Raw genomic sequence first — 24,194 nt, 5'->3', positions numbered from 1 at the left:
CAAGTCAGCGAATGGCGCCCGGCGACTCCGGCGGCACCGCCGCGACGTCCTCGCGGAAGACGGTGATGTGCCGGACGGTCCCGGACAGACCGGGCAATTCCGTTGGCGGACTCCAGGTTCGGAACCCGTCGAGGCTGTCGCTGTAGAAGTACTTGCCGTCGTCGTAGGCGTCGAAGTAGATTCGCCAGCCGCCGCCGGGGAGCGCGGTGACCGACTGCCCCTCGCGCGGCGTCCCCCAGCCCGCCCAGTCGCCGGTCGCGACGAAGGTGTATGGACCGGTCACCGCGTCGGCGACCGCGAGTTCGATGTACTTGGTGGTCTCGTTCTTCGTGAACGCGGCGAACCGGCGGCCCACCTGCACGATCGTGGTGTCGATGTAGCCGAACGCGTCGGGATCGTCGCGCGCGGGGGCCAGGCCCGCCAGCGGCGTGAGCGGGGTCCACGAGCGCAGTGCCGCATCGGTGGCTGTCATCAGGTAGGGGGTGAAGCGCCGCCCGTCCGACAGCGAGACGATCAGGTTGACGTTGCCGTGCGGATCGACGAACCATTCCGGCGCCCACGTCGAGGTCACCCCGGGGATCGGGACGGTGAAGTCGTACAGGTGTGTCCAGTCGATCCGGTCGGTACTGCGGGCGAATCCGATCGTGTCGCCCTCCCACGCCGTGGTGTAGGTGATGTAGTAGTCGCCGTCGGTGTGGCGGAACAGGCACGGGTCGCGCATCAACCCCGTCGGCGGTGTGTAGGCGCGGGCGCGGAGCAGCGAGAACTTGGTCGCATCGGCCGATTCGTAGACGAACAGGTCGGATTCGCTGCTGTTGGTGAAGCCGGTCACCGTATACCGCAGGCCGGGCACGGGGGCGGCCCGGGCGGCGCGGCCCAGCGTCAGGCTCAACGGAATACCGGCGGCCAGTCCCAGCATGCCGCGGCGGCTCATTCCCCCGGATGACCTGGTCATCTCAAAATGAGAACACGGCCGACCGCAACCGTCCGGCAACACGCCGTAGACCGCGGCGAGCTCGGCTCGGACACGCCCGACACCGGCCGGAGGTCCCCGAAACTCCCGCGGGCATCAGGCAGTATCGGGTGCCATGACCGAGGAGGAGCCGCCCGGGATCGTCGAGATCGCGCTGTTCCGCGACGTCGACCCCGACGAATTCGGCTGGAGCGCCGAATGGGGGATGCTGGACGGGAAGCTGCGCTGCGAGCGAACCGCCGAGGATCTGGGCGGGCTGGTGGAGCACGTGCTCACCGATGCCCGACGCCGCTGGGGGCACGATCCCGCCGTGGCCGTGCAGTGGGCGCTGCACCGCGGAGACCCGTTCCGCGGCAGCGACTACGACCTCGGCGCGGATGTCACCGGCACCGTCGTCGACGGCGTGCCGCTCCCGGCTACGCTGCCCTCGCCCGTATGGAATGCCGAAGCGCCCCAAGGCATCAGATAGCGGAGTCGCTACCGGGCGGGGTGATGTAGATCATGGGCAATTAAGTTGTGCACAACTTAATTGCTGGCTACTTTTGATGGGTGTGACCGATCAATTGGCGCTCGACCAGCAGGTGTGCTTTCCGCTCTACGCGGCGTCGCGGGCTATGACGGCGGTTTATCGGCCGAAGCTCGAGGCGCTGGGGCTTACCTATCCGCAGTACCTGGTGATGCTGGTGCTGTGGGAGGAGGACGGGCGGGGTGTCGGGGAGTTGTCCGCGGCGCTCGCATTGGATTCGGGGACCCTGTCGCCGCTGCTGAAGCGGTTGGCGGCCGCCGGGCTGATCGAGCGGAGCCGCTCGACGGACGATGAGCGGCGGGTCGAGATTCGGCTCACCGACCGGGGGCGCGCCCTGCGCGAGCAGGCGTGTGACATCCCTGAGGCGATGGCCGCGGCCACCGGTCTGTCACTGGAAGAACTCGGTGCGCTGCGCGCGACGCTGCGGCGCATGACCGGGGCACTGCTCGCCCACACCGGATCGAAGGAGAACTGACATGAAGGTCCTGTACACCGCGGAGGCCCTGGCCACCGGCGACGGCCGCAATGGAAACGCCCGCACCACCGACGGCAAAGTCGATGTGGCACTGTCGGTTCCGAAGGAGATGGGCGGCAACGGCGAAGGCACCAACCCCGAGCAGTTGTTCGCGGCGGGCTATGCCGCGTGCTTCCACTCCGCGCTGCGGCTGGTGGGCAAGCAGGCTCAGGCGAATATCGACGATTCGGCGGTCGGCGCGAAGGTCGGCATCGGCCCGGACGAGTCCGGTGGTTTCCAGCTCGAGGTCACCCTGGAGGTCTCGCTGCCGCACCTGTCCCGCGACGAGGCGCAGGCCCTGGCCGACCGCGCGCACCAGGTCTGCCCCTACTCGAACGCGACGCGCGGCAATATCGACGTCCAGGTCGTGGTAGCGGAGGACTGAACGGTCTCGCCCGTTCGTGTGTACCGGCCTCCGCGGTCACTTCTCGCCCAGCCGCGGCAGAAATTGCCGTCTCGGGTCGAAGAGTGGATGCGGAGGCCGGATTCGTTGACCCTGCCCCAGGGTCAACGTCTCAGCATGGCCGGCATGGCTACGAACGATAGGGCGACTCCGAGTGACGGACGGCGGGCCGAGCCGGCCCTGCGGCGGTACACGATTCAGCACGATGGCGTCGGGATTTCGATATCTCGTGGAGGGCTGGGGCGACCCCTGGTCCTGTGTCCCGGGCTGCTGTCGACGCAGGCCGATCTGCACGAACTGACCGAGCTGCTGCGGTGCGACTACGACGTGGTGACCTTCGATCTGCGGGGACACGGCCGTTCCTCGGCCGCGGACCGGTACACCTTCGAGGCGTTCCTCGGCGATCTCGCCGCCGTGCTGTCGACGCTCGACCTGCCCTCGCCGCCCATCCTGGTCGGCTATTCGATGGGCGCGGACTTGGCCCTCTGCTATGTCGACGAAAACCCGTGCACCGCAACCGAACTCATTCTCATCGACGGGGGGAACCCGGTGCCCGAACCGTTCCTCACCAAGGCCGATCTGCCGGAGTTCCGCGCCCTGTGGGACGACTCGGCGAGGCAGCACGAGGCCGCGCGGGGCACCCCGAACCAGGTGCTGCTGACGGGACCGGAGATTCTCGACGTGAACCTCGAGATCGATGCGGTGCGATCGGAGATCCTCGATCGGTACCGGAGGATCGACCGCCCGATTCGCATGATCATGTCGACCTCGATGGCGGGCGACGGCGGCGACGATCGGACGCGGCGCTGGAATCGGAACTGGCGCAACGGGATCGAACGGCTTCTCCGGGAGCGGCCGCAGGTCACCGCTTCCTGGCTCGATGCCGATCACCGGCTGGTCCGCACCCACGCCGCGGAGATCGCCGGGATCATCCGAGGCATGTAGGACACTGAGCCCATGTTGACCATCGGCGAGCTGGCGGCCTACGCGGGGGTGACCGTGCGCGCGGTGCGGCACTATCACGCCAAGGGGTTGCTGCCGGAGCCGGAACGGGACCGCTCCGGCTATCGGCGATACGACGGCGGGGCCGCGGTCGAGCTGATCAAGATCCGGACGCTCGCCGAGGCCGGTGTCCCGCTGTCGCGGGTGCGGGAACTGCTGCGGGCCGATCCCGAGGAGTTCGCCGCCGCGGTCACGGAGATCGATGCGCGACTGCGGTCGGAGATCAGGGAGCGGCAGCGGCATCGCGAGCGGATCGCCCGGCTCGCCGCCGGGGACCATCTGGTCCTGCCGCCGGAGGTAGTGGAGTTCCTGGACCGGCTGCGCGCGCTCGGAGTCGACGAGCGGATCGTCCGCGTCGAACGCGACGGCTGGATCCCCTTGGCCGCGCACTCGCCCGAGCGGGTCCCGGAGTGGGTGGCACGCAAGCGGAAACAGCTGGCTGAGCCGCAGCTCCTCGACTTCTATCTCACCCTGGGCCGGGCCCTCGACCGCGACGGCGACGATCCGGAGCTGGTCGGACTGGCCGACGAACTGGCCGCCTATCTCACCCGGATCGCCGAGGAACGGGGCGAGGACTACCTCGGCGATACCGGCATCGAGCCACCGTTCGCCCGACTGCTGGACGCCTTGGCGTTCGACACCGCGCCACCGGCCCGTCGACTGGGAGAACTGCTGCGAGAACGCGGCTGGACCGGTTGGACCGAACTCGAGCGTGTGCACCCGCCTGCCAGCCCCGCACCGAGCGAGTAGCCCGCCAGTCGATGCGAGCTGACCGTCCGCGTCATTTCCGGCATGCCGGAAATGACGCGGGAGGATCCGGAATTGCTTGGGAGGATTGCGCCGCAACGGGTTTGGTTTCCGTATTTGAAATCGGCGTGAGCGAAATTGTGGATCGGTTCGTGACGAATGGCCCCCACCGCCGGTAGCGGCCGGAAAATGCGCGCGATTCATGCGATCACCCGCCGCGCGCCGTCCATTGCCGAACGCGCCATATCCATTACCCTTTGACGGCTCGCGCGTTCGGTGACGACGTGCGGACCGCGGCCGACGAGGGGAAATCCCGTGAATCTATGGAGCTACGTCCGGGGACGGGGAGAGCTGCTGACGTTCCTGACGTATCAGCACGCCTCCCTGGCGCTGCAGACGGTGCTGGTCGGGACCGCGGTCGCCGTGCTGATCGCGGTCGCGGTCTATCGGCTGCCGCTGGTGGCGGCGCTGTCGCTGACCACCAGCCGGGTCATGCTGACGATTCCGTCGCTGGCGCTGCTGGCGCTGCTGCTGGTCCCGTTCGGACTGGGCGTGGTCCCGTCGTTCGTCATGCTGGCGTTCTTCGCGGCGCTGCCGGTGATCGGCAACGCGATCGTGGGTCTGCGGTCGGTGCCCGCCTCGGTCATCGAATCCGCGCGGGGGATCGGCTTCTCGCGCTGGCGCATTCTGCTGACCGTCGAATTGCCGATCGCCTGGCCGGTGATCCTGACCGGGATCCGGGTGTCCACGCAGATGATCGTCGGCGTCGCCGCCATTGTCGCCTACGTCCTCGGGCCGGGCCTGGGATCACTGATCTTCAACGGCCTGTCCCGGCTCGGCGGCGCCAACGCCCTCGAGATGGCGCTGACGGGCACCGTCCTCATCGTCGTCATCGCGTTGGTGTTCGACGCACTCCTCGTCCTGCTCGGACGCCTCACGATTGCAAAGGGACTCGCATGACCGATGTGGCCACCCCGGCGGCTCCGGAAACGCCGGAGCGCAAGGTAACCGGCGCCTCCATCCGCCTGGACTCGGTCGTGAAGCGGTACCGGGGGCAGGACAAACCCGCGGTGGAGCGCCTCGATCTGGAGATCGAGGCGGGCAAGATCGTCGCGTTCGTCGGGCCGTCCGGCTGCGGCAAGACGACCACGCTCAAGATGATCAACCGGCTGATCGAGCCGACCGAGGGCCGGATCTTCATCGGCGGGCGCGATGTCACCCGGGAGGATCCGGATACGCTGCGGCAGTCGATCGGGTACGTGATCCAGTCCGGCGGGCTGTTTCCGCACTGGTCGGTCGCCAAGAACGTCGGCGCGATCCCGCGGGTGCTCGGGTGGGACAAGAAGCGGATCGCCGAGCGCACCGAGTACCTGCTCGATCTGGTCGGGCTCGATCCGGCCACCTTCGCCGACCGGCTGCCCAAGGATATGTCCGGTGGCCAGCAGCAGCGGGTCGGCGTGGCCCGCGCGCTGGCGGCCGATCCGCCGGTGCTGCTCATGGACGAGCCCTTCGGCGCGGTCGATCCGATCACACGGGTTCGCCTGCAGGACAGCCTGATCGGGATCCAGCACGAACTCGGCAAGACCATCGTGATCGTGACCCACGATTTCGAGGAGGCCACCAAGCTCGGCGACAAGGTGCTCATCCTGTCCGAGGGCGGCCATGTCGAGCAGTACGGGAGCCCGGAGGAGATCCTGACCGATCCGGCCACGCCGTTCGTGGAGGAATTCGTCGGGTCGGGCGCGAAGCTGGCGTACCTGACCGTGCAGCGGGTGCGCGACGTCGACTGCGACGAGGTGGTCACCGCCCGGATCGGCGAACCCGCGCAGCCGGTGATCGCACGCGCCAAGGCCGGTGGGCACAGCTGGATCGTGGTCGTCGACGAGGCCGGGCGGCCGCGGTCGTGGCCCACGCTGTCGGAGGTGGCGACCAAGCCGGAGGTCTCCGACTACCTCGATCGGCGGCTGCCCGTCGTCGCCCGATCTTCCACCCTCAACGACGCGCTCGACGCCATGCTCGCCGCCAGCCAGGGCGCGACGCTGGTCACCGACGGCCGGGGCGCGGTCGTCGGCTCGCTCAGCATCGACTCGGTGACGGAGACGATCCGAACCAAGCTCGCCGAGGTGCGCTCGGAGGCGGAGGACACCTCGTACGAGACCTACGTGGACGGCACCGATCCGGCGCCCACGCCGATCGTGGCCGCCGATGACGAGCAATCCGGATCGGCCGGGCAATCATGAATCGCCTGCGCCGCGTTCCCATGGACGTGTGGTTCGAGCCGCTGATCATCGTCGTCATCGGGATCGGATACGTGCTCTGGTACCGGTCGACGACGCTGACCCCGACCGAGCAGGCGTCCCTCGGCTGGGACAATCTGCGGACCACGATCGGTGAGCACATCAAGCTGACCGTGGTGGCCACGCTGATCGTGGTCGTCGTCGCGATACCGCTGGGCATTCTGCTGACCCGCCCCGCGCTGCAGCGCCTGGAGCCCCTCGCTGTCAATATCGCCAATATCGGCCAGGCCGCGCCCGCGGTCGGACTGCTCGTGCTGTTCACCTTCTGGCTCGGCACCGGATTCCGCACGGCGATAGTCGGTCTCGTCGTATACGCGATCCTGCCGATCCTGCAGAACACGATCATCGGGCTGCGGCAGGTGGATCAGCGCACGATCGAGGCGTCGCGCGGCATCGGGTTCTCGGGCACTCGCACGCTGTTCCAGGTCGAGCTGCCGCTGGCGGTGCCGGTGATCCTCAACGGCGTCCGCACGGCGCTGGTCATCCTCGTCGGGACCGCGACGCTGAGCACGTTCATCGGGGCGACCAGCCTCGGCACGCTGATCACCACCGGCGTCACGCTGTTCCTGCCGAAGCTGCTCGTCTCCGGCGCGATCCTGGTCGGGTTGCTGGCGTTGACCATCGACTGGCTCGGCCGGTTGGTCGAACTGGCCGCGACTCCGCGAGGTGTCTCATGAGGGCGCGCCTGGCCACCGTGATCTCGGTTCTCGCCGTGACGGTTTCGATGCTGGCCGGCTGCGGCCTGGTCAGCTCGTCCGGGAAGTTCCACGAGGCGAGCCTGCCGGGCGGCGACCAGCCGCTGGACGGCGCGAAACTGGTCGTCACCTCGAAGAGCTTCACCGAGGGCGTGCTGCTGGGCAAGATCACCGCGACGTATCTGGCCGCGGCGGGCGCCGATGTTCGGGATATGACCGGGGCGCCGGGGTCGGCGTCGTCGCGGCAGGCCCAGCTCAACGGCGACGCCGACGTGCTCTGGGAGTACACCGGCACCGGATGGGTCAACTATCACAGCCAGACCGAGACGATCGCGGACCCGAACGAACTCTGGCAGCGCGTGCACGATCTGGAGGAGCGCGACTACAACCTGGAATGGTTGCCGCCCGCCAACTTCAACGACACCTATGCCTTCGGCGCCTCGACGCCGACCGCCGAACGCCTGCGGGTGCGGTCGCTGTCGGAGGTGGCCGCGCTCCCGGTGCCCGACCGGACCTTCTGCGTCGACGACGAATTCTTCAGCCGCTCCGACGGTTTCATCCCGATGCTGCAGAAATACGGTATCCCGTACAACGATCCGAACGGCGTCCCGGTGGGCAACGTCACGCGGATGGACGCCGGTGTCGTCTATACGGCGACGGCCAAGGGCGCGCCGTGCCATTTCGGCATGATCTACACCACCGACGGCCGGGTGAAGAACCTGAATCTCGTTGTCCTGGACGACGACAAGAAGTTCTTCCTGCCCTACAGCGGCACGGCCGTCGTGCGCGGCGCGGTGCTCGACCGCCATCCGGAGTTGCGGCCGCTGATCGGCACGATCTCCGAACACCTCACCGACGGGCTGATGCAGGATCTCAACGGCCGCGTCGACATCGACGGCGAGGACCCGGCCGATGTCGCCTACGACTGGCTGAGGAGCGAGAAGCTGGTCGAGTAGGCGGGTGCCTCGGCCGCGACAGAGGTCGGGTATTCACGGCGCCGGCGCCGAGTCGTCGTCGGTCATGCGGGCGGCCGTCATCTCGCGCAGGTAGGGGCATTGGTCGGCGGGGTTGGTGTCGGGGCAGGTCAGCAGGTGTTCCAGGTGTGCCTTGGCGGCGGCGAGGCGCTGCTGTTGCCGCTCGATCGCATCGATCCGCCCGAGGACCGCGCGGCGCCAGTCGTGGCTGTGCGCGGTGAGTATGGTGGCGATCTCGTCGAGGTTCATCAGGCCGGTTTCCCGCCACATCTGGATCAGCCCGATCCGGTGCAGTTCGTCCGGGCCGTACAGGCGCCACCGGGATCGGCGCTGTGCCGGGCGGAGCAGTCCGCGCTGCTCCCAGTAGCGCAGTGCGGAGTCGGCGAGGCCGAAACGGCGTGCGGCGGCGCCGATTCCGACCAGGTCGTCGCCGTCGCGTGTGCCTTCGTCCACCGCCGGAGTGTTGCCCATATCACCCACCGTTCCCGTTGTCGGAGCCTTGATCTGAAGCCGACTTCACATGTTGTTGTTAGGCAACCCTAACGGATGACGGTGGCAGAGAGGTTGATTCCGATGGAACGCGAATATTCGGAGACGGTCGTGATCGGCGCAGGCCAGCAGGGCTGCGGCGTAGCCGCGGCGCTGCAGGAACTGGGGCGCGAGGCGATCGTCCTGGAGAAGGCCGAGATCGGTCAGGCATGGGCGCACGAACGCTGGGACAGTCTGCTCGTGGGCAGCGGGAACCGATCGGTGCGATTCCCGGGCTGGGATTACGACGGCGACGATCCGGACGGTTGTATGCCGGGGCGTGAGTTGGCACGTCATTTGCGCCGCTATGCGGAGGAACGCGAGCTCCGGGTGCGGCAGCGGACGCCGGTCCGGTCGGTCGAATGCGTTCCGGGGGCCTCCGATCGCGACGACGCACGGTTTCGGACGCACCTGTCGACGGGCGGGGTCATCGAGTCCCGCAATGTCGTCGCGGCGGTGGGCGGCTATGCCGTGCCCCGGATGCCCGAGCTGGTGTCCGATATCGACGCTTCGGTCGAGCAACTGCATTCGCGGTACTACCGCAATCCCGAATCCCTTTCCGATGGCGCCGTTCTCGTCGTCGGCGCGGGAATCAGCGGTCAGCAGATCGCCGACGAAATCGCGGACGCGGGGCGTCGGGTCTACCTGTCGGTCGGGCGGCATCGCGCCTACCCTCGCCGCTATCGCGGCCGCGGCATTCACGAATGGCTGTACATATTCTCCCTGTACGAGGATTTCGTGACGGTGCGTGCCGGTGACGACCCGCGGCGGCTGCCCGGATTGCCGGTATCCGGTGTGAAGGACGGCGGATCGGAACTCAATCTCGGCACGCTGGCCGACAAGGGGGTGGTGCTCGTCGGCTCGGTGCGCGGGGCGCGGGGCGGTGTGCTCCGCCTGGCGGACAATGTCGTGGCGATCGCGGAGGAATCGGCCGCGTCGTTCCGCGAAATACTCGACAAGATAGATACGGGCCTGCGCCGGCGCGGATTCGTCGCGCCCGAGCAGCATCCGCCGCCCGGCGTGAATCTCGCGGGCATCGGCGATTTCGGGGAATTCCTCGACCTGGAGCGGTACGGCATCACGACGATCATCTGGTGCACCGGATTCGGGCCGGACTATCGGATCCTGCCGGACCGGGCGCTCGACGACCGCGGGGCGCCGATTCAGCAGCAGGGAATTCTGGGCGCGATCCCCGGACTGTATTACGCCGGACTGCCGGACGGGAATTCGCTCGCCACCGCGGGCATCGGAGCCAATGTCGAGAACGGGAGATTCATCGCACGCCAGATACAAATCGACTACCTCATGCGGTCGGATCCCTCGAGATCGGTGCTCGCACCGTGAGGGTGTGACATTCGGCTCAACGCCCACGCCATCTTCGGCGTCTTGGGCAACGACCGGGACCGGTTCGACCGGCACGCGACCAGCGCCATCACCGAAATCGCCCGGGCCCGGTCGTCGAGCTACCGAGCCTGGTGATTGTCCTACCCCGGCACGATGTGCCGGGGCCGTCCCGAACAGCAGGGCCTGTTGAAAGCGCGGCCAGGGCTGTGACCGGACCGGTCGGCGCGGTAGCGTTCCGATGGTGTCGAAGGTCAAGGTTCTGCTCTGGCTGGGGCACGTCTCGTTACCCGCGTGGGGGCTGTGGCTGCTGGTCGCCCGGCCCGCGCTCGATGTGGACCTCGAGCACCACGGGATGCATTTCTGGCTGGTGCTCGCCACCGCCGCCACGGCAATGGCGTTGGGCGTCATGCTGTTGCGGGCCGCGCGGATGCGGCGCGATGCCCGGTTGATCCTGGTGTCGCTGGTGTTCCAGTTCAGCGCGGGTTTCCTCGGCGTGCACGCGCTGGCGACGCCCGGTGTGATTCTGGAGAAGCCGAACGCCGGTTTCGTATATGCCGTTCCCGTCGGGCTGGCGCTCGGCGGTGTCGCCGCGCTGGCGTCGGCGGTGGAGTTCGGGCCTGCCGCGGCCGCCCGGTTGCACCGGTTCGCGTGGGTACTCTCCGCACTGCCGACGGTCCTGCTCGCGGTCTGGGCGCTGGTATCGCTGGCCGGGCTGCCGCCGCTGGATCATGTCCCCGACCCGGCCGAGGCCCGTGGCTCGCTGATCGTGGTGGCGTTCCTCGGTTCCGCGTGCTATTTCGTTGCGGCACTGGGTTATGCGGGCCAGTTCCTGCGGCGGCGCGGCGTGGTGCTGCTCAGTGTGCTGACCGCCTTCGTGCTGTTGGCCGAGGCGTTGTTCGCGGTGGGGTTCGGCCGCAGCTGGCACACCTCGTGGTGGGAATGGCATGTGCTGATGCTGGCCGCGTTCGTGCTCATCTCCGCCAGCGCGCATCTGCAATTCCGCCGCGAGGGTTCGGCTCTTGGGTTGTTCGACGGAGTCACATTGCAGCGGACCATGGCCGGGCTGGAGCGCGACTACGCGCACGCGCTGAACGAGATGGTCGATGCGTTGCGCGAGCGCGCCGAGGGCGGCGTGGCCTCGACCGAGCCGCTCGGTGCCGTCGGGGTCCGGCTGGCCAAGCGATTCGGGCTCACCGAACGGCAGGTCGCGGTGCTGCAGCAGGGCGCCCACGCGTTGGGCAGCGAGCGGGAGCAGGCCCGCAGGCTCGGTGCGCTGGCAGCGATCGGGGAGCGGTCCAACGTGATTCGGCGCGAAGACGAGTTGCTCGACGAGGTGCTGCGCCTGGTCGCGGCGGCGTTCGAGCGGGACCGGTTCCGGCTGGGCCTGATTCGCGACGGAACGCTGGTCTTCCCCGACGGTGGGCCCGCGGATCCGCGGGCGGTGACGCTGCCGCTGGTCGTGAAGGGCAGCCACGCCGGGGTGCTGGAGGCTCGGCCCGCGGCCGGTGCCTTCGGCGACGCGGAACTGGCGCTGCTGCGCTCGTTCGCCGACCGGGCCTCGGTCATGCTGGAGAACGCCCGCCTGTATCAGCAGCTCGACGGGTTGTTCCGGTCCTATATGTCGCCCGCGGTGGCGACCGCGCTGCTCGCCGACCCCTCTCAGGCCGGGCTGGGCGGCCGGATCGCCGAGGTCACCGTGCTGATGGCGGATCTGTCGGGGTTCACGCCGTTCTCCGAGTCCTCTACCCCGGAAGCGGTGGTGCATATGCTCAATTCGTACTACGGCGCGATCGTGCCGGTGATCCTGGACCACGGGGGGACCGTCGTGCAGTTCGTAGGCGACGCGGTGATGGCGCTGTTCAACGCGCCCGCGCAGCAGCCCGATCACGCGCTGCGGGCGGCGGGCGCCGGTCTCGCGCTGCAGCGGGTGGTCGGCGAGACCGCGGACCGCCATCCCGGCTGGCCGCGCTTCCGGGTCGGGGTCAATACCGGTCCGGCGCTGGTCGGCAATGTCGGTGCGCCGCAGATGCGCAACTACACCGCGATCGGTGATACGACGAATCTCGCTGCGCGGCTGGAGAATCTGGCGGAACCCGGGACCGTGGTCATCGGCTCGCTGACCCGTGCCCAGCTAGGTGCGCGTGCTCGGGTGCGCGGCCGCGGCACGGTGACCGTCAAGGGCCGGAGCGAGCCGGTGACCTGCTATGTGCTGGATGGTCTACGGTGACAACGGATTTCGAGATACTGCGTGGGCTGAGCGACCGGGAGCGGCGGGAGATCCTCGCCTCCTGCACGCCGCGCCGGTTCAAGCGCCGGGAAATCCTCTGCCACGAGGGCGATCCCGGGGACTGCCTGCATCTGGTCAAGTCCGGCAGGCTCATCGTCCGGGTCGCCACCCCGTTCGGGAACATCGCCACCCTGACGATGCTCGGTCCGGGCCACTCGTTCGGCGAATTGGCCGTGGCCGACAGCAATTCCCGGCGCACCGCGACGGTCGAGGCAGTGGAGAACGCCGAGACGCTGACGCTGAGCCGCGCGCAGCTGACGGCCTTGCGGGAGACCTATCCGGCGATCGATCGTGTCATCATCGGCACGTTGGCGGCGCAGGTGCGCAGGCTTTCCGCGCAGGTGCTCGAGGCGCTGTATCTGCCGGTCGAGACCAGGGTGGTGCGGCGTCTTGTCGACCTGGCCCGCATCTATGGGGGATCGAGTCCGATCGCGGAGATCAGGCTCAACCAGGACGACCTGGCGTCGATGGCAGGGACGACACGGGCCACGGCCAACAAGGTGCTGCGCGATCTGCAGCAGCGCGACATCCTGGCCCTGACTCGCGGCCGCATCACCGTGGTCGACCGCGCGGCGCTGCTCCGTGCCGCGGACTGATCGCTACTTGGCCAGTGCCTTGCCGCCGGTGGGCGACACCGCGAACCAGACGCCGCCGACGCCCTGACCCAGCAGGTCGCCGGGGTGCTTGTCCTTCGCGAAGTAGTACACCGGCCAGCCGCCGACGGTGATCTGACAGGAACCGTCCGCCCGCTCGACGAATCCGGTCAGGGCCGGATCGACGCCCTCGACATAGAGTGCCTGGCCGCGGTTGACCAGCAGCGGCGGCCAGGTGACGGCGCAGTCGCCGTTGCAGTTCGAGCGCGACGGCTGCGCGGTGTCCTTGTCGAACCGGTAGAGCGCGCGGCCGTTCGCGTTGGTGACGCGATACCCGACCGCGGGATCGTCGACGACCCGCAGCGACACCGCATTGGCGCCCTGCGACGCCCGCCCGCTGTAAACCTGCAGCCACCCTTGGGTTTTCGCGAGGACCGGTGCCGAAATCGGCGCGACCGGTACGGCGGTGGCGATAGGCGCGCCGGACAGCGACATCACCCCGGCGGCTGCGATCGCGACGGCGGCAGTGGTAATCGTTCTGGTGAATCTCGACATGGTTCCTCCGAAGTAGCTGTCGTGGTCGATAACGGCAATTCTTCGGATCCGCCCCGGAATATTCTGTCCGCGCACCGACACCCACTGTGTGTCCGCGCCGACACAAGCCACCGAGGACCACCTGTGCGATATGGCCGCCGATCACCGTCGTCGATCGCGCCCCTGCCACCTGCCTGTAGGTGGCGACCGAGGCGTTGCGAGAACTACTCGGGCGATTCCGTCCGCGCCACTTTCGACCACCGCTTCGGCGCTCTCGTGCTGGGCCGTTGGAGGCAACTGGTGGGTTCGAGTGGACGGGGGCAGGGGGGCTGGGTGATTGTCGTGGGTATGGGTGGAGAGAAGGTGGTGGAAGAGCGGCAGCGGGTTGGCCGTTGGGCTTGGTGGGTGGTTGGTGTGTTGCTGCTGGTTGTGGTGGTGGTTTTTCGTGGGTGGTGGTGGGAGTTGGTAGTGCGGTGGTCGCGCGGACCATTGCCCGAGGCCGATCATTTGCTGGGGCGGTCGGTGTTGTTCTGGGGGCGTCTCGGGAAAGGGTTTCAGCTCGTGGCGGGTCTTCCCGTGGTATTCGATCTGCTCGGTGCGGCCGCGTTGAACGACTTCGGCAGGCGGTCGGCGGAGCGCCTGCGGGCGGCGAGAACGAGGGTCACGGCCACGCGCGGCGCGGCGCGGTTGCTGGAGCGTTTGCGCGCACTGGAGTCTCGGGTGCAGTCGGACCTCACCGCGACACGGACAGATCCCGGAACACCGGAGTACGAGTCACTGCTGGCCTCGCTGGCCGAAGCGTTCGGGGGTGAATTCACGTGCGCCTCATGCAGATATGCGATGCCTCAATTCGCGCTCGTCGACGATCTCGCCACTTCTTCCCCGGATCGAACCGTCTACAAATGGGAATGCGTGCACGGCCGGGATATCTTCGAAAGTCAGGTCGAATCGTTCTTTGTCGACGGGCTGTCCGAAAAGGACAGAAAAGCCTGGCGCAATGCCGAGGACGTCGACCGGTGGGTCGATCCGATCGGCTCGATTCTGCTGGGTGGTCTCGCACTCGGGAGCCTCGCCTTGATCATCGTCGAGTGGCGGGTCGGATGGGAGCGGCCGGGGCTCCTGGTGGCGATTCCGATCGCGGTGGTGATCCTCGCGGCGTTGGCGTCCGTGGTCACCGACCCGGGTAAACGCCGCCGCGCCGGAGCCGTTCTGGCTTGGCTCGGGGTGGCCGTCTGCTACCTTCCGGTGCCGATGACCCGAATGATCGTCTGGGTGATGAATCGCGAACGTCCGGCGCACCCGCTGCGCTGGATCGCGTTGGGGCTGTTCATCTTCGGCTCCCTGCTCGACCTGCTGGCCAGCTAGCCGTCCTTCGGGAAGTCGTCGGATCCGCGTCGTTGCACGGGTGTTGCCGCCGACCGCATACGATCGGTTCCGTGACCCAGCTGACCGACGCGCGGCCGCCGATCGGGGTGGGCCGAGCCCTGTCTCACCCGGCGCCACTGCGTCCCTCCGCCGACTTCGGGCCGACCGATCGGGTGCGTGGATGGGTGGTCACCGTGGTGGTCACGGCGCTGGCCGCGGTCACCCGGCTGCTGAATCTGAACTATCCGACCGATGGCGGCACGCCGTCGTTCGACGAGAAGTACTACGCGCACCAGGCGTGGGAGATGCTCACCGGCGGCGGGGTCGAGGACAATCCGGCCTACGGGGTGGTGGTGCATCCGCCGGTGGGCAAGCAGATGATCGCGCTGGGGGAGTTCGTCTTCGGCTATACGCCCTGGGGCTGGCGGTTCGCCGCGGCGGTCTTCGGCATCGTGCTGGTGCTGCTGGTGGTTCGCATCACCCGGCGGATGACGCGGTCCACGCTGCTCGGCGCGATCGCGGGAGTGCTGCTGATCTGCGACGGCACCACCTTCGTCTCGTCGCGGATCGGCATGCTCGACATCTTTCAGACGGTGTTCGTCGTCGCCGCCTTCGGCTGTCTGATCACCGACCGCGACGAGGTGCGCGCGCGGCTCGCCCGCGTCGCCGCCGAAGGTCGCGTTACCGAGTTCGGTCCGCGAGTGGGGGTGCGCTGGTGGCGGTTCGGCGCCGGGGTGTTGCTCGGCCTGGCGTGCGGCACCAAGTGGTCCGGGCTCTACTTCATCGCCGCCTTCGGTTTGCTGTCGGTGTGTTTCGACCTCGCCGCCCGCCGGGCCTACGGGGTGCCGCGGCCGTGGGCGGGCACTGGCGTGCGCGATGTCGTCCCCGCGCTCTATGCGCTCGTGTTGATTCCGGTGCTGGTCTATCTCGGCAGTTACGTGGCGTGGTTCGCCAGCGAGGACGGTTACGATCGCTATTCGGTGGGCAATCAGAGCGCCGGGAAGAATCCGATCGGCAGCGGCGGCTTCTGGTCCTGGATTCCCGACTCGCTGCGTTCGCTGTGGCACAACCACGGCGAATCGCTGAGTTTTCATGAGAGCCTGACGAATTCGGCGGGCAATCATCACGACTGGGAATCCAAGCCGTGGTCGTGGCCGATGGGCCTGCGTCCCATGCTTTACCACTATTCCGACAGCGCCGTCGGCGGCTGCGGAGAGTCGTCGTGCGTGAAGGCCGTGATGCTGATTGGCACCCCGGCCCTGTGGTGGCTGTCGCTGCCGATGCTGGCGTGGGCGATTTGGCGATGTGCGACGCGCCGAGACTGGCGGTATGCCGCCGTGCTGGTCGGCTATTTCGGGGGATTCCTGCCCTGGTTCCTGAATCTCGACCGGCAGATGTACTACTTCTACGCGGTTCCCATGGCGCCGTTCCTGGTCATGGGTCTCGCGCTGGTGCTGGGCGAAATCCTCGGCCCCGTGCCGTTCGCGCACCGCCGGGGCCATCGATTCCTGCTGTCCACCGAAGGGCGCAACCTGAATTTGCTCGCGGTATGCCTGTACTTGGGTCTCGTCGTCGCCAACTTCGTCTGGCTGTGGCCGATCCTCACGGGTCTGCCGATCACGGTCGATGACTGGCACCACCGGTTATGGCTACCGAGCTGGAGTTGATCCCGGCCAAAAGCGTGCCGGGATGACGAGGGCCCACACGGGATGACGATGGCCCGCGGGATGTGACGATGGCTCGTGGGATGACGATGCCTGCGGGATGTGACGAGGGCCCGCGGGATGACGATGGCCCGAGGGGATGACGAGGGTGACGGGGGTCCGGTGGGCCGCCGGGCGTGATTGCCCGGTGGCCCACCGAAACGTGATTGACCGGGGGGCCACCGCGACGATGGCCCGGTGGTCTACCGGGATGTGATCGCCTCGATGATGCGGGGGCGCATCTGGGCGGCGCTGATCACGGCGTCGACGGAGCCGACCTCGACGGCGCGCTGGATGCTGTGTACGCGGTCGAATTCCGCGGCCACCTCGCCCAGCTTCTCCGCGCGGACCGAGGAGCGCAGCTCGTCGAGTTCCGCGGTCAGCGCGGCGCGGTCGGCGCCGGAGGCGGCCGCGGCGCGGGCCTCCAGATCGCGGACGCGCTCGTCGGATGCGGTGCGGGCGTTGACATCTCCGGTGAACACCACCGCCGCGGCGGGGGCGCCGCCGAGCACCGAGGCGAACGAACCCTCCAGCGCGAGCACGGTCATGTTCGGGTTCAGCGCCTTGGAGAAAACCACGAACGCGCCGCCGTGGTACCGCGAGATCACGCAGAACACGATCGGCCCCACGAAATTCACGATGGCGCGGCCGATCTCGGCGCCGTACTCCAACTGCAGCTTGCGCATCGACTCCGGCGAGCCGTCGAAGCCCGACAGATTCGCCAGCACCACCAGCGGCCGGTTACCGCTGGCCGCGTTGATCGCCCGCGCCGCCTTCTTCGACGACCGCGGGAAGAACGTGCCCGCGGTGTAGGCGTCCGGCCCGTCGGTGGGCGGGAAGCCGCGCCGCTGCACCGACCGCGATTCGATGCCGAGCAGACAGACCGGCATGCCGCCGAGGTGGGCGTCCTGCACCACCGCGGTCTCCGCGTCGGCCATGCCCGCCCACCGTTCCAGCACCGGGTGGTCCTGGTCGGACAGTGCCCGCATCACGGTGCGAATGTCGAAGGGCTTCTTGCGATCCGGGTTGGACTCGGCGGAGAAGATCTCGCCGACGGTGGTGAACTCGCTGCCCTCCACCGTGTGCGGGAACGCCGAGACGTCGCGGTCGACGGGGTCGGTCGTGCTCGTCCACCGCGGCGCCGATTCGCCCGGCGCGACGTAGGTGTGGTCGTAGTGCGACATCAGCACGTTCCGCGCGCCCGCCAGGTTCGGCGCCCAGTACTGCGCCTGCCCGTTCGGGCCCATCACCCGGTCGTAGCCGCCGATGCCGAAGTTGTCCTCGGCCGAGACGCCGCCGGAGAAGTCGAGCGCCTGCTTGCCGGTGAGCACCATGGTCGAATCGGGTGTCATCACGAGGATGCCCTTGGTGTGCATGAGCATCGTCGCCTCGGCGTTCCAGTACGGCTGGGCGCCGACGTTGATGCCCGAGACCACGATATTGATCTCGCCGCCGTCCTGGGTGAACTCGACGATCCGCTTGAGCGCCGCGGCCACCCAGTCCATGTTCTCGGTGCCCGACTCCATGGAGATCCGCGCACCCGACGACAGGGCGAACCACTCGAGCGGCACCTGCATCCGCTCGGCCAGGTCGAGCGCGGCGATCACGCGGCGGCACTCCGGTTCCGACAGGGCGCCCAGCGATTTCGTCGGATCGCCGAGCAGCACGACCCGGGTGATGCCCTGCGGATGGCGTGTGGTCGGCGTGGTGACCACGCCCGCGACCATCGCGGCCTTGTTCTTGCCCTTCGGCCGGTCGACCGGTACCAGCACATGGTTGTCGTCGAGGTCGTGCTCGACGAAATCGCCGAGCAGACCGGTCAATTCGTAGGGGTACACCGTGTTGCGGGCGCTGGCGCGCAACACCTTCTGCCGGTAGTCGTCGATCGGCTCGACCGGCTCGCCCGACGGTTCGCCGACGGTCAGCGTGGTGCCGCCGGTGGCGTCGAAGCCGATGCGTACCGCGATCTTGATCAGCTCGCCGGTCTTCGGATCGCGGCGGCGCGCGATCATCTCGATCTCCTCGAGCCCGGCGCCAGCGGTCGTCGGCAGCACGCGCTCGGCGATCGTCTCCAGCTCCGGGTAGGTGATATCGCTGGGCGGCCACACATAGATCACGATCCGGTTGGTGTGGAAGCGCTTCGCCGACGCGCGCTGGGCCTGGGCCCGGCGGATCGAGTCGAGACAGGTGGCGATCGTGTCCTCGGCGGTCGGCAGCGCGACCAGGCGGCCGTCGTGCTCGCGCAGTTCGGTCAGGTCGCGGACCTGCGCGAAGGCGACGAGACGGTCGTCGGACGGGTTCTCCCGCGCCACGCACCGGTAGAGGTAGATCTCCTCGTCCGAGGAGGGCAGCCGGGTGAGGTCGAACTTGCTGAGCCGCTCCATCTGCATCCGCTGCGCGATGTAGGGGTGCAGCCCGCGGATCAGCCGCTCCTCGGCCATTCCCGTGGTCGACGGGCGGAAGGTGAAGTGCTGGTGCATGACCGCGCCGTGACTGCCCGCGACGGCGACGGTGAGCCTGCGGACCCGGTCCGGCAGCGGGTGCGCGCGCACGATCTCGTGCAGCGCGGCCGCCATCGCCTCGGAGCTGTCCGGCTGGTTCTCCCAGACCAGGTAGATGTCGGCGTCGATGGCGTCCTTGTCGGCTGCCAGCTCGGCGAGCCCGCGCAGCGCGCCGCTCAGCTCGTCGAAGCTCACCGCGGCGGACACCACCCGCGAGCCCGAGCGCTCGGCGACGACGAAGGCGGTCCCGGCGGCCTGCGCGGTGCGGACGTCGGTGAGGTCCTTGTTGCCGTAGTACCGCCGGGTGAGCACCTCGAGCATGATGGCGTTGTCGGCGCCGTCGCGGGCCAGCCGCTGGCCGAGCAGTCGCACCAAAGGTTCGGTGCTGCGCACCATGTCGGCGATGCGCTCGGCGCGGTCCGGGCTGTCGGGGTGGGCGTCCAGATGGCGCAGGTGGCGGCGGACGTCGGCGTAGACGCGGGCGCGGGTGCGGCGCAGCAGCGGCTGGCCGAACCAGGCGAACACCAGGCCGCGCGCGAGGTCGGCGATGACGGGGAAGCGGACCTGCGTCGCGGCGATGAGCCGTTCCAGCGCGAGGCCGGTGGGTTCGCGCAGCGTCTCGTCCGGCTGCGGTTCGCGCAGCCACAGCCGCAGCAGGGTCGTGACGACCGTCGCCGCGGCGGACGCGCGCTGCTGGGCCAGGAAGATCCGGAACACCGCGGCCTCGAGCTCGGGATTGCGGTCCACCTCGGTGATGCCGTAGTGGCCGAGCGCGGTGGTGAGCTTGGCCTGGAACGATTCCGGCAGCCCGGCCCGCTCGACGTCGAGGCTCTGCAGATAGGTGTGGAAGTACTCGCGGGCGCTCTGGACGTAGCCGTTGCCGCCGTCTTCGCCCGCGGGTCGGTTGTGACTGAGTTCGGCGAGATCGGCGAAGACGTCGACGAGGTCGACCTCGGCGGCCAGCGGGCGGCGGCCGTCCGCGATGGCGTCGCGGCGGGCGGCGAGGTAGTCGTCGAGGACGCGGCCCTCGTCGTGCGGGTCGACGTCGAAGCCCAGCAGCAGGCTGCGGAGGTCCTCCTGGCCGCGGGTGAGGCGGGTGGGGGCCGAGACGTCCGCGGGGGCGGGCAGATCCAGTTCGACGGGTTCGGCGGCCGCGGCGTCCTCGGACTCGGCCTCGTCGGTCAGCGGTTCCAGTCGCAGCAGTGGCGCCCCGGTCTCCACCTGGCTGCCGACCGATACGGTGCATTCCTTCAGCCGCGCGTCGAACGGCGCCCGCAGCACCGTCTCCATCTTCATGCTCTCCAGCACCAGCACCGGTGCGCCGGCGGCGACCTCGGCGCCGACCTCCAGCGGGGTGGCGACGACCAGCGCGGGCGCGGGGGAGCGGACGACGCCGCCCTCGTCGCGGCTGATCCGGTGCGTGATGCCATCCACCTCGACCAGGTGGATCGGGCCGTGCGTGCCGGTGACCAGGCGATACCGGGCGCCGTTGACGACGATCCGCCCGCTGTGCCGGTCGAACCGGTCGAGTTCGACATCCGCGGTCTCCGGGCCCTCACCCGCGTCGATGCCGATGCGGAACCGATGCGCCCCGACCCGGGCCACGCGGACGCGGTAGCTGCGGCCCCGCAGCTCGAAATCGAGCGGCCGCCCGCTCTCGTGCTGCACCTGCGGCCGCCCGCCGAACGCGGTCGACAGCAGGCGCTGCCCCTCGACGCGCTCCTCTTCCTCATAGGCCTCGATCGCGGCCGCCGCCAGCGCGACCCCGGAATGCCGGTGCGATACCAGCCTTCCCGCGCCGCGGACGCGGTCGATCCAGCCGGTGTCGGCGCTGCCGTCGATCACCTCGGGCTGGTCGAGCAGGTCCAGCACGAAGCTCTTGTTGGTGGCGCCGCCCTCGATGATCACCGTGGTCTCGGCCATGGCGCGCCGCAGCCGCGCCAGCGCCTCGTCGCGGTCGCGGCCGTGGGCGATGATCTTCGCGATCATCGAGTCGAAGTCGGCGGGAATGGTGTCGCCCTCGCTGACGCCGGTGTCCACGCGGATGCCGGGCCCGGCGGGCAGGTCCAGACGCGCGATGCGGCCCGGGGCGGGCGCGAAGTCGCGGTCGGGATCCTCGGCGTTGAGCCGGGCCTCGATCGCATGCCCGCGCTCCATCGGCGGCTCGCCCTCGAGCCGGTTGCCGGAGGCGACCCACAGCTGCGCCCGGACCAGGTCGAATCCGGTGGTGGACTCGGTGATCGGGTGCTCGACCTGCAGCCGGGTGTTGACCTCGAGGAAGGCGAAGAGCCTTTCGCCGGGGTGGTAGAGGAACTCCACGGTGGCCGCGCCGCGGTAGCCGACCGAGATGGCCAGCCGCTCGGCCGAGGCCTTCAGCTCGGCGGCCTGCTCGGGCGCGAGCACCGGCGACGCCGACTCCTCGATGATCTTCTGGTTGCGCCGCTGCACCGAACAGTCGCGGACGCCGAGCGCCCACGCGGTGCCCTCGCCGTCGGCGATCACCTGGACCTCGACGTGCCGCGCGCCGGTGACCAGGCGCTCGAGGAAGACGATGCCGCTGCCGAAGGCGCGCGCGGCCTCCTGGCTGGTGCGCTCGTAGGCATCGGTGAGTTCGGTCTCGTCGGTGACGACGCGGATGCCGCGGCCGCCGCCGCCCGCGGTCGCCTTCAGCATCAGCGGGTAGCCGATCTCCTCCGCCGCGGCCAAGGCGGCGTCCAGCGTCTCGACCGCGCCCCGGCTCCATGGCGCGACCGGCACGCCCACTTCCTCTGCGAGCAGCTTGGCGCCGATCTTGTCGCCGAGCTTGCGCATGGCGTCCGCGCTCGGCCCGATGAAGGTCACCCCGATCTGCTCGCACAGTTCGGCGAACGCGGGATCCTCCGCGACGAAACCCCAGCCGACCCACGCGGCCTCGGCCTTGGTCTCGACCAGCGCGCGCTCGAGCACCTTCAGGTCCAGGTACGGGCGCGCGGACGCGGGGCCCAGGTCGTAGGCGATATCGGCCTCGCGCACGAAGGTCGCGGTGCGGTCGACGTCGGTATGCAGGGCGATGGTCTCGATCGGTGTCCCGGTCTGGGCGGCCAGATCCCGGACGGCGTGGATGAGCCGCATCGCGGCCTCTCCGCGGTTGACGATAGCGATACGGCTGAACACTCCGGCAGCCCTTCCTCTCCACAGCGCTAGCGGTCGGGTGGCTAGTCTGCTCTCGAATTCTCGCGCTGGACGGCTACCCCCGCGTGCACGCTGTGTTTCGCGCGCGACCGCACAACGACAATGCCCGATGGGACGCGCGACTTCGCGACCGTCGCATGGTGAGCACTGTTCACCAAGCAACGTAGGGGCCGCTCAGGCCTTGCGTCAACCATGGTCAGCGTCGTTTTCGGGCTCCGTCCGTGGTCAGCCCGGCGCAGTGGCTGTCGCTGCCGCTGGCGCTCGGGCGCGCCAACAGTAACCCACACCCGGGGCTCAACACTGCACGGCAACAAGGTTTCTCGCCAGTAGGTACCCGGAATTCCCCTAAAGGCGCCGAGGCTCGCCCGGTCGGCGGCCTGATTTCAGTGGACCGGGAGGGGTGCGGCGCGGTCGATCTGTTTGCGGTAGCGCGTGAAGGTGCGCGGGTTGTCCAGGGCGAAGATCGCCACCGGGGTGCCGTCGCGTTCGTAGAGGGCGGCGCAGGAAGGGGAGGATCGGTCGCCGTCGACGAAGCGGACGTCGTCGGTCGGCCTGCGGACTCCGGCGAATTGGATCATTCGACCGTATTGCCGGGACCAGAAGTACGGTGCGGGTGGTCGGGGCTGCGGGATGTCGAGGATCGCCGCGGCGGCGATGCGGGCCTGCACCGTCGCGCCCGCCCAGTGCTCGTGCCGGTGGTAGGTGCCGGACCGCTCGTCGTAGGCCCGGGCGCAGTCGCCGATCGCGTAGATGCCGGGAACGCCTGTCCGGCATCGGGCGTCGGTGCGGAAGCCGCCGTCGATCCGCAGGCCGCAGTCGCGGGCCCACTCGGTGTTGGGGACCGCGCCGATTCCGGCCACCACGGCATCGGCGGGCAACTCGGCGCCGTCGCTCAGTCGTACCCCGCGGACTCGGTCGCTGCCCAGCAGCCGCTCGACCGCGACCCCGGTGCGCAACCGAACTCCGTTGGCGGCGTGCAGGTCCGCGCACAACGACGCGATCGTGGGGCCGAATACCGTCGCGAGCGGTTCGGCGGCGATCTCGACGATGGTGACGTCGATGCCGAAACCCGCCGCGGTGGCGGCTATCTCGGCGCCGATGAGGCCAGCGCCCACCACAACCAGGGTGGATACGGTGCGCAGCGTCTCCCGGATCTCGCGGGCGTCGTCCACCGTGCGCAGGGTGTGCACGCCGCGCAGCGTCGCGGAGCCGGGGAGCCTGCGGGCCCGCGCACCGGTGGCGAGAACCAGCGACCGCCCCGTGAGCTCGGTGCCGTCGTCCAGGGTGACACCCGTTGTCCCCCTGAGGATCCCGGTCGCGCGCCGCCCGAGCAGCCAGCGAGTGCGCGGGTCGGTGTAGTCCGAGCCCTCGCCCAGCGCTATATCGATGTCGCCGTGCAGGAACTCCTTGGACAGCGGCGGGCGGTCGTAGGGCGGATGGGTCTCCTCGCCGACCACGGTGATGGCGCCCGCGTAACCCTGTGCGCGCAGCTCGTGGACGACCGAGAATCCGGCCAGTGCGGCGCCGACGACGATCACCGAGTCATTCATGAACGGTCACCAGGACATCACCGTTGACGACGCGAACCTCGTATGTGCGCACCGCGACCTTCGCCGGTGGCCCCGAGACCTTGCCGGTGCGGAGGTCGAAACACGAGTCGTGCAAGGGACATTCGACCGCGCAGTCCTCCACCCAGCCGTCGGCCAGCGACGCGTCCTGGTGGGTGCAGGTGTCGTCGATCGCGAAAAGTCCCTCCTCGGTATGGAATACCGAGATCGGCACGCCGCCGCCGGTGCGCACCGTCGCGACCTCGCCGGGGGGAAGGTCGTCCAGGCGTGCGACGAGCAGTTCGGTTTCGGATGTTTCCGGTCGCTCCACCAAGGTTTCCATGCGAGCCTCCACAGGTGTTGCTCAGAACGCAACATAGCGCAGTTAACGCAACAGTCTGCCCGTCGTTCCGGGCCGCCGTCAACCCCGAATTCTCGCTGTGGTAGGCCGATTTTCACCGGTTGACAGCGCCCCCGAGCAACGGGACGA

The 24,194-nt window shown here is 68.9% G+C and carries 20 protein-coding genes; 14 read left to right on the top strand and 6 right to left on the bottom strand.

Translation table 11 applies throughout. The annotated features are described in order from the left end of the window. Positions 1–4: 4 nt before the first annotated feature. The gene (locus tag ACYVLQ_RS15690) at positions 5–955 is read right to left on the bottom strand and encodes a glycoside hydrolase family 43 protein (protein ID WP_460698190.1); all 951 of its coding nucleotides are present in this window, start codon (positions 953–955) and stop codon (positions 5–7) included. A 133-nt stretch (positions 956–1,088) separates the two neighbouring features. Between ACYVLQ_RS15690 and ACYVLQ_RS15685 the strand changes: the two genes are divergently transcribed. From ACYVLQ_RS15685 to ACYVLQ_RS15645, 9 genes are all read left to right on the top strand, one after another. Next, positions 1,089–1,442 (top strand): hypothetical protein, encoded by a 354-nt coding sequence (locus tag ACYVLQ_RS15685; protein WP_460698189.1) that lies wholly within the window; start codon positions 1,089–1,091, stop codon positions 1,440–1,442. Between the two features lie 82 nt (positions 1,443–1,524). After that, complete coding sequence (locus tag ACYVLQ_RS15680; RefSeq protein ID WP_460698188.1) at positions 1,525–1,974, top strand: MarR family winged helix-turn-helix transcriptional regulator; 450 nt, start codon at positions 1,525–1,527, stop codon at positions 1,972–1,974. A 1-nt stretch (position 1,975) separates the two neighbouring features. Further along, the gene (locus ACYVLQ_RS15675) at positions 1,976–2,398 is read left to right on the top strand and encodes an organic hydroperoxide resistance protein (protein ID WP_460698187.1); all 423 of its coding nucleotides are present in this window, start codon (positions 1,976–1,978) and stop codon (positions 2,396–2,398) included. Between the two features lie 144 nt (positions 2,399–2,542). After that, positions 2,543–3,361, top strand: coding sequence for an alpha/beta fold hydrolase (locus tag ACYVLQ_RS15670; protein WP_460698186.1), 819 nt, complete (start codon positions 2,543–2,545; stop codon positions 3,359–3,361). A 12-nt stretch (positions 3,362–3,373) separates the two neighbouring features. After that, positions 3,374–4,168: a MerR family transcriptional regulator gene (locus tag ACYVLQ_RS15665; RefSeq protein WP_460698185.1), complete on the top strand. Its 795-nt coding sequence runs from the start codon at positions 3,374–3,376 to the stop codon at positions 4,166–4,168. 312 nt (positions 4,169–4,480) lie between these two features. After that, a complete protein-coding gene (locus tag ACYVLQ_RS15660) occupies positions 4,481–5,125 on the top strand; it encodes an ABC transporter permease (RefSeq protein WP_460698184.1) in 645 nt (214 codons plus the stop codon). After that, entirely contained in the window at positions 5,122–6,405 is a 1,284-nt protein-coding gene (locus tag ACYVLQ_RS15655) for an ATP-binding cassette domain-containing protein (protein ID WP_460698183.1), read from the top strand. Before ACYVLQ_RS15660 ends, ACYVLQ_RS15655 begins: the two co-directional genes overlap by 4 nt. Beyond that, complete coding sequence (locus ACYVLQ_RS15650) at positions 6,402–7,139, top strand: ABC transporter permease (protein WP_460698182.1); 738 nt, start codon at positions 6,402–6,404, stop codon at positions 7,137–7,139. Before ACYVLQ_RS15655 ends, ACYVLQ_RS15650 begins: the two co-directional genes overlap by 4 nt. Then, a complete protein-coding gene (locus tag ACYVLQ_RS15645; protein WP_460698181.1) occupies positions 7,136–8,113 on the top strand; it encodes a glycine betaine ABC transporter substrate-binding protein in 978 nt (325 codons plus the stop codon). The genes ACYVLQ_RS15650 and ACYVLQ_RS15645 overlap by 4 nt, the downstream gene beginning before the upstream one ends. A gap of 33 nt (positions 8,114–8,146) precedes the next feature. Here the strand turns inward: ACYVLQ_RS15645 and ACYVLQ_RS15640 are convergent, their stop codons facing one another. Further along, positions 8,147–8,584 (bottom strand): MerR family transcriptional regulator, encoded by a 438-nt coding sequence (locus ACYVLQ_RS15640; protein WP_460698180.1) that lies wholly within the window; start codon positions 8,582–8,584, stop codon positions 8,147–8,149. Between the two features lie 120 nt (positions 8,585–8,704). Between ACYVLQ_RS15640 and ACYVLQ_RS15635 the strand changes: the two genes are divergently transcribed. The 3 genes from ACYVLQ_RS15635 to ACYVLQ_RS15625 all read left to right on the top strand — a co-directional run bounded on the left by ACYVLQ_RS15635 (position 8,705) and on the right by ACYVLQ_RS15625 (position 12,886). After that, entirely contained in the window at positions 8,705–10,003 is a 1,299-nt protein-coding gene (locus tag ACYVLQ_RS15635) for a flavin-containing monooxygenase (protein WP_460698179.1), read from the top strand. 241 nt (positions 10,004–10,244) lie between these two features. Then, positions 10,245–12,230 carry an adenylate/guanylate cyclase domain-containing protein gene (locus tag ACYVLQ_RS15630; RefSeq protein WP_460698178.1) on the top strand — a complete coding sequence of 662 codons (1,986 nt, stop codon included), beginning with the start codon at positions 10,245–10,247 and terminating at the stop codon, positions 12,228–12,230. After that, positions 12,227–12,886 (top strand): Crp/Fnr family transcriptional regulator, encoded by a 660-nt coding sequence (locus ACYVLQ_RS15625; RefSeq protein WP_460698177.1) that lies wholly within the window; start codon positions 12,227–12,229, stop codon positions 12,884–12,886. The genes ACYVLQ_RS15630 and ACYVLQ_RS15625 overlap by 4 nt, the downstream gene beginning before the upstream one ends. 3 nt (positions 12,887–12,889) lie before the next feature. On the opposite strand, the gene ACYVLQ_RS15620 is transcribed toward ACYVLQ_RS15625, so the two are convergent. Next, complete coding sequence (locus ACYVLQ_RS15620) at positions 12,890–13,438, bottom strand: hypothetical protein (RefSeq protein WP_460698176.1); 549 nt, start codon at positions 13,436–13,438, stop codon at positions 12,890–12,892. A 540-nt stretch (positions 13,439–13,978) separates the two neighbouring features. Between ACYVLQ_RS15620 and ACYVLQ_RS15615 the strand changes: the two genes are divergently transcribed. After that, complete coding sequence (locus ACYVLQ_RS15615; protein WP_460698175.1) at positions 13,979–14,782, top strand: hypothetical protein; 804 nt, start codon at positions 13,979–13,981, stop codon at positions 14,780–14,782. Positions 14,783–14,853: 71 nt separating this feature from the next. Beyond that, the gene (locus tag ACYVLQ_RS15610) at positions 14,854–16,449 is read left to right on the top strand and encodes a dolichyl-phosphate-mannose--protein mannosyltransferase (protein ID WP_460698174.1); all 1,596 of its coding nucleotides are present in this window, start codon (positions 14,854–14,856) and stop codon (positions 16,447–16,449) included. 239 nt (positions 16,450–16,688) lie between these two features. Here ACYVLQ_RS15610 and ACYVLQ_RS15605 read toward each other — a convergent pair whose 3' ends face one another. From ACYVLQ_RS15605 to ACYVLQ_RS15595, 3 genes are all read right to left on the bottom strand, one after another. Then, a complete protein-coding gene (locus ACYVLQ_RS15605; RefSeq protein ID WP_460698173.1) occupies positions 16,689–22,139 on the bottom strand; it encodes an ATP-binding protein in 5,451 nt (1,816 codons plus the stop codon). Between the two features lie 401 nt (positions 22,140–22,540). Beyond that, a complete protein-coding gene (locus ACYVLQ_RS15600) occupies positions 22,541–23,707 on the bottom strand; it encodes an NAD(P)/FAD-dependent oxidoreductase (protein WP_460698172.1) in 1,167 nt (388 codons plus the stop codon). Continuing rightward, positions 23,700–24,047, bottom strand: a complete 348-nt coding sequence (locus ACYVLQ_RS15595; protein WP_460698171.1) for a bifunctional 3-phenylpropionate/cinnamic acid dioxygenase ferredoxin subunit — start codon at positions 24,045–24,047, stop codon at positions 23,700–23,702. Before ACYVLQ_RS15595 ends, ACYVLQ_RS15600 begins: the two co-directional genes overlap by 8 nt. Positions 24,048–24,194: the final 147 nt, after the last annotated feature.

It is taken from the genome of Nocardia thraciensis, from assembly GCF_054782435.1.
Note: the sequence above shows the minus strand (reverse complement) of the source record. Positions and strands in the feature narration are given on the sequence as shown.

Coding starts and splice junctions, on each gene's coding strand:
- ACYVLQ_RS15675 (WP_460698187.1), top strand. CDS start 1,976: ATGAAGGTCCTGTACACCGCGGAGGCCCTGGCCACCGGCGACGGCCGC.
- ACYVLQ_RS15670 (WP_460698186.1), top strand. CDS start 2,543: ATGGCTACGAACGATAGGGCGACTCCGAGTGACGGACGGCGGGCCGAG.
- ACYVLQ_RS15690 (WP_460698190.1), bottom strand. CDS start 955: ATGACCAGGTCATCCGGGGGAATGAGCCGCCGCGGCATGCTGGGACTG.
- ACYVLQ_RS15595 (WP_460698171.1), bottom strand. CDS start 24,047: ATGGAAACCTTGGTGGAGCGACCGGAAACATCCGAAACCGAACTGCTC.
- ACYVLQ_RS15650 (WP_460698182.1), top strand. CDS start 6,402: ATGAATCGCCTGCGCCGCGTTCCCATGGACGTGTGGTTCGAGCCGCTG.
- ACYVLQ_RS15645 (WP_460698181.1), top strand. CDS start 7,136: ATGAGGGCGCGCCTGGCCACCGTGATCTCGGTTCTCGCCGTGACGGTT.
- ACYVLQ_RS15655 (WP_460698183.1), top strand. CDS start 5,122: ATGACCGATGTGGCCACCCCGGCGGCTCCGGAAACGCCGGAGCGCAAG.
- ACYVLQ_RS15600 (WP_460698172.1), bottom strand. CDS start 23,707: ATGAATGACTCGGTGATCGTCGTCGGCGCCGCACTGGCCGGATTCTCG.
- ACYVLQ_RS15685 (WP_460698189.1), top strand. CDS start 1,089: ATGACCGAGGAGGAGCCGCCCGGGATCGTCGAGATCGCGCTGTTCCGC.
- ACYVLQ_RS15635 (WP_460698179.1), top strand. CDS start 8,705: ATGGAACGCGAATATTCGGAGACGGTCGTGATCGGCGCAGGCCAGCAG.
- ACYVLQ_RS15665 (WP_460698185.1), top strand. CDS start 3,374: ATGTTGACCATCGGCGAGCTGGCGGCCTACGCGGGGGTGACCGTGCGC.
- ACYVLQ_RS15620 (WP_460698176.1), bottom strand. CDS start 13,438: ATGTCGAGATTCACCAGAACGATTACCACTGCCGCCGTCGCGATCGCA.